The sequence below is a fragment of the Pseudomonas sp. Emmai genome (genome assembly GCF_055179735.1).
The window spans coordinates 4506288-4520359 of record NZ_CM143685.1 but is presented as its reverse complement, the minus strand read 5'-3'; the positions used below and the strand labels follow the sequence as shown (position 1 = coordinate 4520359).

At 61.8% G+C, this 14072-nt stretch carries 12 protein-coding genes; 7 read left to right on the top strand and 5 right to left on the bottom strand.

What is annotated here, in order from left to right:
- Position 1: 1 nt before the first annotated feature.
- Positions 2-412, top strand: a complete 411-nt coding sequence (locus ACY4LX_RS20775; RefSeq protein WP_463257665.1) for an SRPBCC family protein — start codon at positions 2-4, stop codon at positions 410-412.
- A gap of 1084 nt (positions 413-1496) precedes the next feature.
- Here the strand turns inward: ACY4LX_RS20775 and ACY4LX_RS20770 are convergent.
- Both ACY4LX_RS20770 and ACY4LX_RS20765 read right to left on the bottom strand, forming a co-directional pair.
- Entirely contained in the window at positions 1497-2891 is a 1395-nt protein-coding gene (locus ACY4LX_RS20770) for a sensor histidine kinase (RefSeq protein ID WP_463257664.1), read from the bottom strand.
- Positions 2869-3552 (bottom strand): response regulator transcription factor, encoded by a 684-nt coding sequence (locus ACY4LX_RS20765; RefSeq protein WP_463257663.1) that lies wholly within the window; start codon positions 3550-3552, stop codon positions 2869-2871. The genes ACY4LX_RS20770 and ACY4LX_RS20765 overlap by 23 nt, the downstream gene beginning before the upstream one ends.
- A 310-nt stretch (positions 3553-3862) precedes the next feature.
- Here ACY4LX_RS20765 and ACY4LX_RS20760 point away from each other — a divergent pair, with 310 nt between their 5' ends.
- The 5 genes from ACY4LX_RS20760 (at position 3863) to hcnC (ending at position 8926) form a co-directional block, all read left to right on the top strand.
- Entirely contained in the window at positions 3863-4801 is a 939-nt protein-coding gene (locus ACY4LX_RS20760; RefSeq protein WP_149661348.1) for a hypothetical protein, read from the top strand.
- A 373-nt stretch (positions 4802-5174) separates the two neighbouring features.
- Positions 5175-5714 (top strand): hypothetical protein, encoded by a 540-nt coding sequence (locus ACY4LX_RS20755; protein WP_463257662.1) that lies wholly within the window; start codon positions 5175-5177, stop codon positions 5712-5714.
- 239 nt (positions 5715-5953) lie between these two features.
- Positions 5954-6268, top strand: a complete 315-nt coding sequence (locus ACY4LX_RS20750) for a (2Fe-2S)-binding protein (RefSeq protein ID WP_463257661.1) — start codon at positions 5954-5956, stop codon at positions 6266-6268.
- Entirely contained in the window at positions 6265-7674 is a 1410-nt protein-coding gene (gene hcnB, locus ACY4LX_RS20745) for a cyanide-forming glycine dehydrogenase subunit HcnB (protein WP_463257660.1), read from the top strand. The genes ACY4LX_RS20750 and hcnB overlap by 4 nt, the downstream gene beginning before the upstream one ends.
- The gene (gene hcnC / locus ACY4LX_RS20740; protein ID WP_463257659.1) at positions 7667-8926 is read left to right on the top strand and encodes a cyanide-forming glycine dehydrogenase subunit HcnC; all 1260 of its coding nucleotides are present in this window, start codon (positions 7667-7669) and stop codon (positions 8924-8926) included. The genes hcnB and hcnC overlap by 8 nt, the downstream gene beginning before the upstream one ends.
- Before the next feature lie 59 nt (positions 8927-8985).
- On the opposite strand, the gene ACY4LX_RS20735 is transcribed toward hcnC, so the two are convergent.
- Positions 8986-10797 (bottom strand): monovalent cation:proton antiporter-2 (CPA2) family protein, encoded by a 1812-nt coding sequence (locus ACY4LX_RS20735; RefSeq protein ID WP_463257658.1) that lies wholly within the window; start codon positions 10795-10797, stop codon positions 8986-8988.
- A 159-nt stretch (positions 10798-10956) separates the two neighbouring features.
- On the opposite strand from ACY4LX_RS20735, the gene ACY4LX_RS20730 reads away from it, so the two are divergent.
- Positions 10957-11865 carry a LysR family transcriptional regulator gene (locus ACY4LX_RS20730; protein WP_463257657.1) on the top strand — a complete coding sequence of 303 codons (909 nt, stop codon included), beginning with the start codon at positions 10957-10959 and terminating at the stop codon, positions 11863-11865.
- Here the strand turns inward: ACY4LX_RS20730 and ACY4LX_RS20725 are convergent.
- Entirely contained in the window at positions 11855-12625 is a 771-nt protein-coding gene (locus ACY4LX_RS20725; protein WP_463257656.1) for a substrate-binding domain-containing protein, read from the bottom strand. The genes ACY4LX_RS20730 and ACY4LX_RS20725 overlap by 11 nt on opposite strands.
- Positions 12626-12652: 27 nt before the next feature.
- Positions 12653-13945, bottom strand: a complete 1293-nt coding sequence (tcuC, locus tag ACY4LX_RS20720) for a tricarballylate/proton symporter TcuC (RefSeq protein ID WP_463257655.1) — start codon at positions 13943-13945, stop codon at positions 12653-12655.
- Between the last annotated feature and the right edge of the window lie 127 nt (positions 13946-14072).

The window sequence follows — 14072 nt, the reverse complement described above, 5'->3', positions numbered from 1 at the left end:
TATGACAACTGCATCAGCGACTATCGATATTCCGGCTTCGGCCGACCAGGTCTGGCAATTGATCGGCGGCTTTGACTCGCTGCCGGACTGGCTGCCGTTCATTGTCAAAAGCGAGCTGAGCGAAGGCGGGCGCGTGCGCAGTCTGCAAACGGCGGACGGCGCGGTGGTGGTTGAGCGTCTGCAAGCGTTCGACAACGGGGCGAAAACCTACAGCTATTCGATTGAGGAAGCGCCGTTCCCGGCGACTGATTACCTGGCGACGTTGCAAGTTGAAGCCCAAGGGCAGGGCGCTCGGGTGACTTGGTCCGGCCGGTTTACCGCCAAAGGCGTGACCGATGCGGAGGTGGAAGCGTTGTTTGACGGGATCTACAAGGGCGGCCTCGAAGCCCTGCGGGCCAACTACCCGGCCTAAGCCCCCACAGCACCTGCACGATCGTTCCCATGCTCTGCTGGGAACGCCGCTCCGCGTTCCAGCTCTGGAAAGGGACGCGGAGCGTCCCGGGCTGCATTCCCACGCGGAGCGTGGGAACGATCAGCCAATACGCGCCGCCAACCCCTGTAGGAGCAAAGCTTGCTCGCGAACGCGGAGTATCAGTCAAATCAGATGTCGACTGACACGACGCTTTCGCGAGCAAGCTTCGCTCCTACATTGGTCACGATCGTTCCCATGCTCTGCTGGGAACGCCTCAAGGGACGCTCCGCGTTCCAGCTCTGGAAAGGGACGCGGAGCGTCCCGGGCTGCATTCCCACGCGGAGCGTGGGAACGATCAGCCAATACGCGCCGCCAACCCCTGTAGGAGCAAAGCTTGCTCGCGAACGCGGAGTATCAGTCAATTCAGATGTCGACTGACACGACGCTTTCGCGAGCAAGCTTCGCTCCTACATTGGTCACGATCGTTCCCATGCTCTGCGTGGGAATGCCTCAAGGGACGCTCCGCGTTCCAGCTCTGGAAAGGGACGCGGAGCGTCCCGGGCTGCATTCCCACGCGGAGCGTGGGAACGATCAGCCAATACGCGCCGCCAACCCCTGTAGGAGCAAAGCTTGCTCGCGAACGCGGAGTATCAGTCAATTCAGATGTCGACTGACACGACGCTTTCGCGAGCAAGCTTCGCTCCTACATTGGTCACGATCGTTGCCATGCTCTGCGTGGGAACGCCTCAAGGGACGCTCCGCGTTCCAGCTCTGGAAAGGGACGCGGAGCGTCCCGGGCTGCATTCCCACGCGGAGCGTGGGAACGATCAGCTAATACGCGCCGCCAACCCCTGTAGGAGCAAAGCTTGCTCGCGAACGCGGAGTATCAGTCAATTCAGATGTCGACTGACACGACGCTTTCGCGAGCAAGCTCCTACATTGGTCACGATCAGCTTATACGCGCCGCTAACCCCTGTAGGAGCAAAGCTTGCTCGCGAACGCGGAGTATCAGTCAATTCAGATGTCGACTGACACGACGCTTTCGCGAGCAAGCTTCGCTCCTACGGGGGGCTCGTTGTTCGCGTCAGGTCTGGGGAATCAGGCTTTGCCGGCAATCCAGCGCCAACCGCGCGCCGCCGCTGTCGCTGGTGCCGACGTCGAGGGTGAAGCCGTGCAGGTTGACAATCGCCGCAACGATGGACAGCCCCAAGCCAAACCCACTCTGCTGATTCCCTCCCTCGGCCCGGTAAAACCGTTGGAACACCGCTTCCCGTTCCGACGGCGCAATACCCGGCCCGGAGTCGAGCACTTCAATCCGCGTATGCCCGCCCTGGTTGAGCCCGCGCAAGATCACTTCGCCTCCGGGCGGGGTGAATTTGATCGAGTTGCTCAGCAGGTTCGCAATGGCCTCGAACAACAGCGCCCGGTCGCCATTCAATGACGGCAAGACTTCAGGCAGTTGCAGGTGAAAAACCAGTTCGCCTTCTTCCGCCAAGGGCAGATAAAAGTCATGCAGTTCCCGTAACAGCGGCACCGGATCTAACTGCACAAACCCTGAACGGCGCTGCCGATCTTCCAACTCGGAAATCCTCAGCAACCCACGAAACCGCGCCATCAAGGTGTCGGCCTCAGCCAGCACCGAATCCAGTTGCACCGCCAGCGGCGAGCCGTCGCCGGCCTGTTGCTGGATCCGGTACAGCTGCGCCCGCAGGCGGGTCAGCGGGGTGCGCAGGTCGTGGGCGATGTTGTCGCACACGCCTTTGACTTCATTCATCAGGCGCTCAATGCGTTCGAGCATGGCGTTGACGATGGCGGCGAGCATGTCCAGTTCGTCGCGGCGGTTGGACAGCGGCAAGCGGTGGGTCAGGTCGCCGGCGACGATGGCTTCGGCGCTGGCCTGGATCGCCCGGATGCGCCGCAGCGGGCGGCGGCGCAACAGGTGCCAACCGGCGATGCCGGGGAGGATGGTCAGGGACACGCCCCAGAACAACGCGTGGAGGATGATCTGGGTCACGGCGAACAACGAACCGTTGTCGCGCACCAGCACCAGCCAGCGACCGTCGAGGGTCGGGGTAGCCACGGCGTCGCAACTGTCGGCGGGCAGGGTCGGGTCGTCGGACTCGGCGCAGTTGTCGAGCATGTGGATACGGCCATCCAGCGGCAAATCCGCCGGAATATCGCGCAGGGCGCCGCTGAGGTAGCGATGCTGGGCGTCGAACAGGCCATAGGCGTCGATGCCGCGGATGTCGAAGGTCATGCTGGCGTCGAGGGCATCCACCAGTTGTTCGCCCTGGAAGCGCGAGAACAGGTGCTGGCGCTGCATCAGCGAGTGCTTGGCCAGGTTGTCCAGGTAGCCGGAGACCTCGTAATACATGACCCCCATGAGGATCCCGCTCCAGGCCACGAACAGGGAACTGTAGAGCGCCAGCAATCGGCTGCTGGAAGAGCGCCAGCCTTTAGAGGGGTTCAGCAATGACATACCCCGAGCCTCGCACAGTCCGGATCAACGGGACGTTGCCGGGCGGGTCGATCTTCTTGCGCAGGCGGCCGATGTGCACGTCGATCAAGTTGGTGCCGGGGTCGAAGTGATAACCCCAGACCTCTTCGAAAATCATCATGCGCGACAGGATCTGCCCGGTGTTGCGCATCAAAAATTCCAGCAGTTTGTATTCAGTGGGCAGCAGCGTCAGCAATTCACCGTCGCGGCTGGCCTCGTGGCTGATTAGGTTCAGCTCCAGGTCCGCCACCCGCAGCGTGGTGGCGTGGGTGCTGACGGTGCTCTGGCGACGCAGCAGCACTTCCACCCGCGCCGCCATTTCATCGGTGGCAAAGGGTTTGGTCAGGTAATCGTCGCCACCGGCGCGCAGGCCGCGCACGCGTTCGTCGACATCGGAGAGAGCGCTGATCATCAGAATCGGTGTGGCCACGCCCATGGTCCGCAACGTGGTGACGATGGCCAGGCCATCCAGCTCCGGCAGCATGCGGTCGAGGGTGATCAGGTCATAGTCGCCGCTGACGGCCCGCGCCAAGCCTTCGCGGCCATTGTCCACCCAATCCACGTCCAGGCCGTGGCTGCTCAGTTCAGCCACGATCTCCCGGGCGGTCACGGCGTCGTCTTCGATGGTCAAGATGCGGGTCATAGGGCGGGCCTGCTATGCGGTTCATTACAGAGTGAGGGCATTTTGCCAAGAAATACGCGCGGCTTATTAAATTAACTTTCATGTTGGTTGAGGAACCTTGCGTCTGCGGCGTTTTTTTGCACGTTGGCGCCCAATGCATAAAACCCGCTGATATTAAGCCGCTATTGCAAAATGCATGGTCCTAGGATTTGGATTATTTTTAACCTCTTGATATAGAACGATTTATTTAAAGTCGGCGACTGGCACGGTGTCTGCAATTCCTCTTTCGACGAGTTGTAACAACATCTTTCATGCCTGGAGCTGAACAATAATGAATAGATCTTCTGAGGGTTTTTATCCTGCCGCAGATGAATCGAGCACGCTCTCGGGCGTGTCCTGGGGCGCGATCTTCGCCGGGGCTGCTGCAGCCGCCGCGTTGTCGCTGATTCTGGTATTGCTCGGCTTCGGCCTGGGCTTTTCCGCTGTTTCACCGTGGGCCAATGAGGGCGTCAGCGCCAAGGGCCTGGGCATTTCCACCATCGTTTGGCTGGCGGTTACGCAAATCGTGGCCTCCGGGCTTGGCGGCTACATTGCCGGTCGCTTGCGGGTGAAGTGGGCCAACATGCATGGCGATGAAGTCTATTTCCGTGACACTGCCCATGGCTTCCTCGCGTGGTGCGTGGCGACCCTGGTGACCGCAACCCTGGTGGTCGGTTCGGTCAGCAGTATCGTCAGCGGTGGTGTGCAGGCCGGGGCGAGTGTCGCCGGTGGTGCTGCAACGGCCATGACCGCAGCTGCCGGCACGGCCGCTGCCAACACCAGCAGTGACCAGTACGGTTACTTCGTCGACAGCCTGTTCCGCGATGATCGCCCAGCCGCCGTCAGCGATGACGCCGCCCGTGGCACCGTGACCCGCATCTTTGCGCGCAGCCTGAGCAATAACGGCCTGTCCGCAGAAGACCGGACCTACCTCGCGCAACTGGTCGCCCAACGCACCAACCTGACCCAGGCTGATGCCGAGCGCCGTGTCGATGAAGTCTACGCCCGCACCCAGAAAGCCATTGCCGACGCCAAGCTTGCCGCCCAACAAGCGGCCGACACCGCCGCCAAAGTCGCAGCCTGGACCGCGTTGTGGATGTTCATCGCGCTGCTGGCCGGTGCGTTCTTCGCCAGCCTTGCTGCAACCTACGGCGGTCGTCGCCGGGATGCCGTGGTGTATCTGGAATCGGATGCCTACGTCACCACCACCACCGTGCCACCTGTTCGCTAACCCAGGAGAATCATCATGCGCTCACTACTTTTGTTTTTTCTCGGCGTGCCGATCCCGATCATTATCCTGATCGCCCTGTTCATGCACTGATCCTCTGAGGCTCATGCCTCTGCCGCTTCTGCCTCTGGTAGAAGCGGCGTTTTGCTTTCTGGGGCAAGATGTAACAGGACTTATACCTGTAGGCGCGGGCTTTTGTGGCGAGGGGGCTTGCCCCCGTTGGGGTGCGAAGCAGCCCTGAAACCTGCCATCGCGGTGGATCAGATGTACCGCATAGGACGGTTTTACGACTGCTACGCAGCCGAACGGGGGCAAGCCCCCTCGCCACAAAAGCGCGCGCCCACATTTATTGTTGTGTTGTATCAGGGAGAAGTAAGTGGACAAGAAGCAAATCAAACGGCAACTGCTGGCCATGCTCGACGCCGGGCGGTCGCGGACCGAGACGTTCAAGGCGTTCTCTGGCGGGGCGGTCAAGGATCGGGTGCTGGCTTACTGGATCGGCGCGCACCCGGATCCGGCGCTCAACCGCCAGCATCGGCGCAAGCTCACGATACTGATTGTGCTCACGGTGGCCCAGGCCGTGCTCGGCGCGATGGTGGGATTCTTGCTGGGATCGACGATCGGGCCGAAGACCACAGTGTTTTTAACCTTGTTTGTCGGGCTCATCCCGTTGTGGTTCGCCTATGGCTTCTACAAGAACCTGGCGCAGTTCTACACCGTCTACATCGTGCTTTCCCTCAGCCAGTCGTCGCGCTTGTTCAAAGACTTTGCCGAAGATCCGCTGACCACGCTGATCGGCGCCGGCATCACCCTGGGCATGGTGTATTTCGTGTTGTACCTGAAGATGAAGCTGTTCCCGGACCTGGCTTTTTTCGGGCCAAAAAAAATCAAGGGTCAGTACGTGTTTTCCAACTGACGCACGGCATGCAGTGGGGGACTTTCACTGGCGTGGATCAATATTTCGAAGCGAAATATCGCTTACCGTAAAAGATCCAGGCCCTCGCTGCGGCATCGACTACAGTGCTTTGGTGCGCAGCTTATGCGCTGTCGGAGTACCCATGCAGACCTCCTCATTGTGTGTGTATCAGTTGGCCGGCAAGGTGTAGTGCAGCATGGAGCTGTCGAACCCTGAAACTTTCACGGAAGAACATCGCAATGCAACGCTTAGACAGAACCTTCGATATCCAGCCGCTGGTCCGGGCGGACATGACTTTGCACATCAACGGCCAAGCGGTCAGCGCCGCCATCGGCGAAACCGTCCTCACGGTCATTCAATCCCTTGGCCTGCGCCAGGTGGCTCGCAACGATCACGATCAAATCAGCGGGGCCTATTGCGGCATGGGCGTGTGCCAATGCTGCCTGGTGAAAATCAACGGCCGGCACAAGCGCCGCGCCTGCCAGACCGTGGTGCGTGACGGCATGACCATCGAAACCCAGGTCAATCGCATCGCCGAGCAGGAGGTTTTATGAACCTGCATCCGGTGATCGTCGGCGGCGGGCCGGCGGGCATGGCCGCGGCCATTGAACTGGCCCGGCATGGCGTGCGCAGCATTTTGCTTGAAGAAGCTTCGCGGCTCGGCGGCGTGGTCTATCGCGGACCGCTACGCGATGGCGTGCAGCTCGATTACCTGGGGCCGCGCTATTCCGAAGTCCTGGGCAAATTGCATGGCGAATTCCAGGCGCACGCGGGCCTGATCGATGTGCGGCTCAATCATCGGGTGGTCGGCACCGAAGGCACGCGTGCGCTGGTGGTGCTGGATGCGGACGAACACTTGCACGAAATCGACTACCCGCAACTGCTGCTGGCGGCCGGTTGCCATGAGCGCAGCGTACCGTTTCCTGGCTGGACTTTGCCCGGCGTGATCCTGCTGGGCGGCCTGCAACTGCAAATCAAGAGCGGCGTGGTCAAGCCCCAAGGGCCAGTGGTGATTACCGGCACCGGTCCATTGCTGCCGCTGGTGGCGTGTCAGTTGCACGCGTCCGGGGTCACCGTCGCCGGGGTCTACGAGGCGTGCGCGTTCGGCAAGATCGCCCGGGAGAGCCTGGCGCTGCTGAACAAACCGCAACTGTTCCTCGATGGCTTGAGCATGCTGGCGTTCCTCAAACTGCACGGCATCCCGATGTATTACGGCTGGGGCGTGGTCGAGGCCCAGGGCGATACCGAGTTGAAATCGGTCACCGTGGCGCCGTATTCCAGCACGTGGGTGCCGGACCTGAGCCGTGCCGAACAGATTGCCGCGCAGACCCTGGCCGTCGGCTATGGCTTTATTCCGCGCACCCAACTCAGTCAGCAAATGGGCCTGAACCACGGCTTCAGCGATGACGGCTACCTGCGAGCCAGCGCCAATAGCTGGCAGCAAAGCAATGAGCCGCACGTGCACCTGGCCGGGGACATGGGCGGGATTCGCGGCGGCGAAGCGGCGATGCTGGCCGGGCGGATCGCAGCGCTGTCGATCCTGCAGCAACGGGGCGTGCTGGACACCGAACTGGCACTGGTCCGGCGCGATCGCTGCCTGTCGAAACTCAAGTCGATCGTGCGTTTTCGCGCCGCGGTTGACCGCTACACCGAACGCGGCGCCGGGCAGACCGCATTGCCCGCCAGCGACACGGTGATCTGCCGTTGCGAACACGCCACCCGCGCCGACATCGACCGGGCGCTTGCGCAGGGCGTGCAAGACATGGCCAGCCTGAAAATGCGCACCCGCGTCAGCATGGGCGACTGCCAGGGCCGGATGTGCGTCGGCTATTGCAGCGACCGCCTGCGCGAAGCCACCGGGCGTCAGGACGTGGGCTGGTTGCGCCCGCGCTTCCCTATCGATCCGATTCCGTTTTCAGCCTTTCACAACGCCGCCACGGAGGGCGCCAACCATGAGTAAGTTCTATGACGTGGTCATCGCCGGCGGCGGTGTGATCGGGGCGTCCTGCGCCTATCAACTGTCCAAGCGCAAAAACCTCAAGGTCGCGCTGATCGACGCCAAGCGCCCGGGCAACGCGACCCGGGCCTCGGCTGGCGGTTTGTGGGCCATCGGCGAGTCGGTAGGGCTGGGTTGCGGGGTGATCTTCTTTCGCATGATGTCGGCCAACCGCAAGCGTGAAACCCAGGGCTCGGCGGTGGTGGTCGACTCCAGCACGCCGCACATCCTGCCGGATTCGTTCTTCGATTTCGCCTTGCAGTCCAACGCCCTGTACCCGGCGCTGCACAAGGAATTGCAGGACAACCACGGGATGGATTTCAAGTTCGAGAAAACCGGGCTGAAGTTCGTGATCTACGACGATGAAGACCGGCTCTACGCCGAGCATATTGTTGCCTGCATTCCGCACCTGGCGGACCAGATCCGTTGGCTCGATCAGGCCGCGTTGCGCGAAGCCGAACCGAGTGTCAGCCACGAGGCGAGGGGAGCGCTGGAGTTCCTGTGCGATCACCAGGTCAGTCCGTTCCGCCTGGCCGACGCCTATACCGAAGGCGCGCGGCAGAACGGCGTGGACATGTACTTCAACACCAACGTCACCGGGGTGCTGCACCATGGTTCGCGGGTGACCGGGGTACAAACCGCCGAGGCCGGGGTGTTTCATTGCGACACCCTGATCAACGCGGCCGGTGCCTGGGCGGCGGACTTGAGCGAACAGGCCACCGGTATTCGCATTCCGGTGAACCCGGTGAAAGGCCAGATCCTGCTGACCGAGCGCATGCCGAAGATCCTGCGCGGTTGCCTGACCACCAGCGATTGCTACGTAGCGCAGAAGGACAACGGCGAGATCCTGATCGGCAGCACCACCGAGGACAAAGGCTTCGACGTCACCACCACCTACCCGGAAATCGCCGGTTTGGTGCAAGGCGCGGTGCGCTGCATTCCGGCACTGGCCGACGTCAACCTCAAGCGCACCTGGGCCGGTTTGCGTCCGGGCTCGCCGGATGAGTTGCCGATTCTGGGGCCGATGCAGGGTGTGGAAGGCTATCTCAATGCCTGCGGGCATTTCCGTACGGGGATTCTGACGTCGGCGATTACCGGGGTGTTGCTGGATAGGCTGGTGAACAATGAGCCGTTGCCGCTGGACATCACGCCGTTTTTGGCGGATCGGTTTGAGGTGAAGGCCGGGGTTGAAGTGAAAAAACGGGAACTGGCCTGACGCCTGGCGATTATCGTTCCCACGCGGAGCGTGGGAACGATCAGGCGATCAGGTCAGGATCAAGCCTTACCCGATTCCTGTTCTTCCAACTGATCCGCTTCAAACAACTTGGCCAACTCGGCCCGCGCTTCCTGCGCGCTCTGCAGGACCTTCGCCGCATCGTCGTAAATCGCATGCTGCGCTTCCAGCACTTGTTCATCGTGATGCTTGAAGCGTTTGATCCGCGCATCGGCCTGGGCCTGGGTCAGCCCGAGGCCCACCAGCGTACGCCGGCTCATTTCCAGGCTGGAATAGTAGGTTTCCCGAATCGCTTCGGCGCCAAGGTCGACCAAGCGGTGCACGTGTTGACGGTTACGCGCCCGAGCGATGATTTTCATGTGCGGGTAGAGCTTGTGCACCAGCTCGGCGGTCTTGATGTTGGTGTCCGGGTCGTCGGTGGCGATCACGAAGTATTCCGCCTGCTCGACCTTGGCCGCACTGAGGATTTCCGGGCGCATCGGGTCGCCGTAGAACACCGGCACGCCGCCAAAGCTGCGGGACAGTTCGATGGTTTCCACCGACGTGTCCAACGCCACGAACTTGATGTTCTGCGCCCGCAGGATCCGCGCAACGATCTGGCCCATGCGGCCCATGCCGGCAATCACCACGCGTGGGGCGTCGGTGTCGATTTCGCGGAATTTCTCCGGCACCACCACCGGCTGCACTTTTGGCGAATACAGCCGCGCGCACAGCAGCAGCAACAGCGGCGTTACCGCCATGGACAAGGTAATCGTCAGCACCAGCAAGTCGTACAGGCGCGGCTCGAACAAACCTTGGTCGCGACCGATCTTGAACACCACGAACGCAAATTCACCACCGGCCGCCAGCACGATGCCGAGGCGAATCGCACTGACCTTGCCCAAGCCGCCGGCCAGGCGTCCGACGACAAACAGCAGCGGCAGCTTGATCGCGATCAGCAGCAGGGTCAGCCCCAACACGGCGACCGGCGCGCTCAGTAGCAGGCTCAGGTTGGCGCCCATGCCGACGCTGATGAAGAACAATCCCAGCAACAAACCCTTGAACGGCTCGATCTGCGCTTCCAGTTCATGGCGGTATTCAGAGTCCGCGAGCAGCAACCCGGCAAGGAACGCGCCCAACGCCATCGACACGCCGACCAGGTCCATCAGCCATGCGGTGCCGATCACCACCAGCAATGCGGTGGCGGTGGAGACTTCCGGCAGGCCGGTCTTGGCCACCACCCGGAACACCGGCCGCAGCAGGTAACGCCCGCCGATCACCACCACCGCGATACTGCCCAGCACCCGCAAACCGTGATTCAAGTCCTCGGCGGCACTGCTGGTGTGATCACCGCCGGCCAGCAGCGGCACCATGGCGATCAACGGGATCGCAGCGATGTCCTGGAACAGCAGAATCGCGAACGCCAGCCGCCCGTGGGGGCTGGTCAGTTCCTTGCGCTCGGCCAGGCTTTGCAAACCGAATGCCGTGGACGACAGCGCCAGGCCCAGGCCCAGCACAATCGCGCTATTCAGACTCTGGCCGAATACAAACAACGCCAGCGCGCCAATCACCGACCCCGTCAGCAACACCTGCGCCAGCCCGACGCCGAACACCGATTTGCGCATCACCCACAATCGTCGCGGTGACAGCTCCAGGCCGATGATAAACAGCAGCAACACCACCCCCAGTTCCGAGATGTGGCTGACGCTTTGCGGATTGCCGATCAAGCCCAGCACCGACGGCCCGATGATCACCCCGGCAAACAGATAACCCAGCACCGCGCCCAATTGCAGACGCTTGGCCAAAGGCACGGTGAGCACCGCCGCGAACAGAAACACGACAGCGGCTTGCAACAAGTTGCCTTCATGGGGCATGGCAAAACTCCAAAGACTCGGTACGGCATGGGGGGCCAAGGATAAAGGCTGTAACCGGATGCGTCAGCAAAGCTTAGCGGTACAGTTGTTACAATTCGCATCAATTGGTTACATTCATAGGATAAGCTGATCAATCTGCCCGTCCTGCGAGTGCGCAACATGGCCATCAATTTCGACCTCAACGACCTGCAAGCCTTTCGCGCCGTGGTCGAGCAGGGCAGTTTCCGCAAGGCCGCCGACACCGTGCGCATTTCCCAGCCTGCCCTGAGCCGGCGCATCGAAAAACTCGAAGATGCCCTCGGTGTGAAGCTGTTCGAACGCACAACGCGCAAGGTCAGCCTGACCCAGGCCGGGCGCGGCTTCATTCCCAGCGTCGAGCGTTTGCTGGACGACCTGGACGTGGCGCTGCTCGGCATCAGCGAAGTCTCCTCGACCCGGCTTGGCCACGTCACCGTTGCGTGTGTGCCGTCGGCGGCGTACTACTTCATGCCGCGGGTGATTGCCCACTACCACCGGCAATTTCCACGGATCAAGGTCAAGGTCCTCGATTCCAGCGCCCACGATGTACTCAGCGCAGTGGTCAACGGCGAGGCGGATTTCGGTTTGAGTTTCATGGGCACGCTGGAGGCCGAGGTCGATTTCGAACCCTTGGTGCAAGAAGGTTATGTGGTGGCCTGTCGCCGCGATCATCTGTTGGCCGGGCGCAGCAGCGTGACGTGGGACGAGTTTTACCGGCAGGACTACATCTCGCTCGACAAGACCTCGGGCAACCGTTTTCTGCTGGATCAGGCGCTGGCCGGCGTGGTGCCGCAGCGGCCGAGCATCTGTGAAACCCGTCACGTCACAACGATGATCGGGCTGGTGGAGGCGGGGTTGGGCGTGGCGGCGGTGCCGATGATGGCGATGCCGGCGCAGGACCACCCGATTCTGACGCGGGTGCCGCTGACCGATCCGCAGGTGATGCGCAGTGTCGGGCTGATCAAACGCCGGGGTCGCACCTTGACCCCGGCAGCCCTGGAACTGGAACGGCTGGTGGTGGAAATGAAAATCCAGCCGATCAGCGGGTGACCGAATCCAGCCCGGTGGCTTGCACCTGCGGCTGCACGGCCGGGGAGGCCAGGTAATCGAGCAATGCCTTGGCTTGCGCGGGGTGTTGCGCGCCCACCGGAATGCCGGCGGCAAAACGCGTCACCGATTGCACCGACTCGGGAATCTTCGCCACAAAACTCACCCCCGGCACCGGCAACAGTTCGCTGACCTGCTGGAAGCCCAGTTGGTAGTCGCCAGTGGCAACGACCGAGCCCACCGGGATTTTCGGAATCATCTTCGACTTCGGCTTGAGCTGGTCTTCGATGCCGAGTTTTTTGAACAACTGCTCCTCGATGTACACACCGCTGGCGCTGTCGGAGTAGGCCACCGAACGGGCATCGAGCAGGGTCTTTTTCAAACCTTCCACAGAGCTGATATCAGGTTTCGCCGCGCCTTCGCGCACCACCAGGCCGATCCGCGAGTCCGCCAGTTCCACCCGTGACGCGGGGTCGACTTTGCCTTGTTTGATCAACTCGTCCAGTGCGTAGCCGACCATGATCACCACGTCGGCGTGTTCACCGCGCGCCAGGCGATTGGGGATCGCTTCCGGTGCCTTGCCCATCGAGGGGCCGAGGGCGGTGTCGAGGGTATTGCCGGTGGACTTGGCGAATTGCGGACCGAGGATTTTGTAAGCCGCGGTAAAGCCGCCGGAGGTCATCACGTGGAGCTCTTCGGCCTGGGCAATGGTGCTCAGACCCGCGATGAGCAGCAGAGCGGCGTAGTTGAACAGCTTTTTCATCGAATAGTTCTCGCAGTCAAAGGTGGGTCAGGACACGGCCGGTTGCAGGCGGCCGGTGGAGCGGCGATAGAGGAACAAGGTGGCGCACAGGGCACACAGCGCGGCAAAACTCATCCAGTAACCGGGTGCGGCCTTGTCGCCGGTGTACTGGATCAGCAAGGTCGACATCGCCGGAGTGAACCCACCAAACACCGCCGTCGCCAGGCTGTACGCCAGGGAGAACCCGGCGACCCGCACTTCCACCGGCATGATCTCGGTGAGTGCGGCGATCATCGCGCCGTTGTACAGGCCATAAATGAACGACAGCCACAGCAACACCAGCAGCATGTTGAGGAAGCTCGGTGCGTTCACCAGATAGGTCAGCGCCGGATAGGCCGTCGCCAGGGTCAGCAGCGCCATGGCGATCAGCACCGGACGCCGGCCGATGCGGTCGGACAAGGCCCCGCCAATCGGCAGCCAGAAAAAGTTCGAAACACCGACCAGCAGCGTGACGAGCAGCGCATCGGACGTGCTCAGGTGCAACACGGTTTTGCCGAAGGTCGGGGCGTACACGGTGATCAGGTAAAACGCGGTGGTGGTCAGGGCGACCATCATCATCCCGCCGAGCACGATCCCCCAGTTCTGCGCCAAGGTTCGGAACACTTCACCCATGCTCGGGCGGTGTTTGCGCGCAGCGAACTCGGCGGTTTCTTCGAGGTTGCGGCGCAGCAAGAAAATGAACGGCACGATCATGCAGCCGACGAAGAACGGAATCCGCCAGCCCCAATCGGCAATCATCGTCGGCGCCATCCATTGGTTCAGCCCATAGCCCAGCGCTGCGGCGACGATGATCGCCACTTGCTGGCTGGCCGACTGCCAACTGGTGAAAAAGCCTTTGTTGCCTGGCGTGGCGATCTCCGAGAGGTACACCGAGACACCGCCCATTTCCGCACCGGCCGAGAAGCCTTGCAGCAAGCGGCCAATCAACACAATGGCGGGGGCGAACAGCCCGATGGTCTCGTAACCGGGCACCAGCACAATCAGGATCGTCCCGCTGGCCATGATCGACAACGTCACGATCAAGCCTTTGCGCCGGCCCACGTCATCGATGTACGCACCCAGCACCACGGCGCCGAGCGGGCGCATCAGGAACCCGGCGCCGAACACCGCGAAGGTCATCATCAGGGAGGCGAATTCGCTGCTGGCCGGGAAGAACACGGCAGCAATCTGCGTGGCGTAAAAGCCGAAAAGGAAGAAGTCGAACTGTTCCAGGAAGTTACCCGAGGTGACCCGGAAAATCGCACTGGCCCGGGAGCGCCCGGAAGGGATTGAGGCTGTCATTGATCTGTACTCCACCGCTTTTATGACGTGCGCTGCGTGGGAGCGGCGCACGGTTCTTATTGGGGCGGATAGTGGAGCAGAGGCATCGATATGTTAATTGCATAGTTGGCATGTATTGATGTGCGAA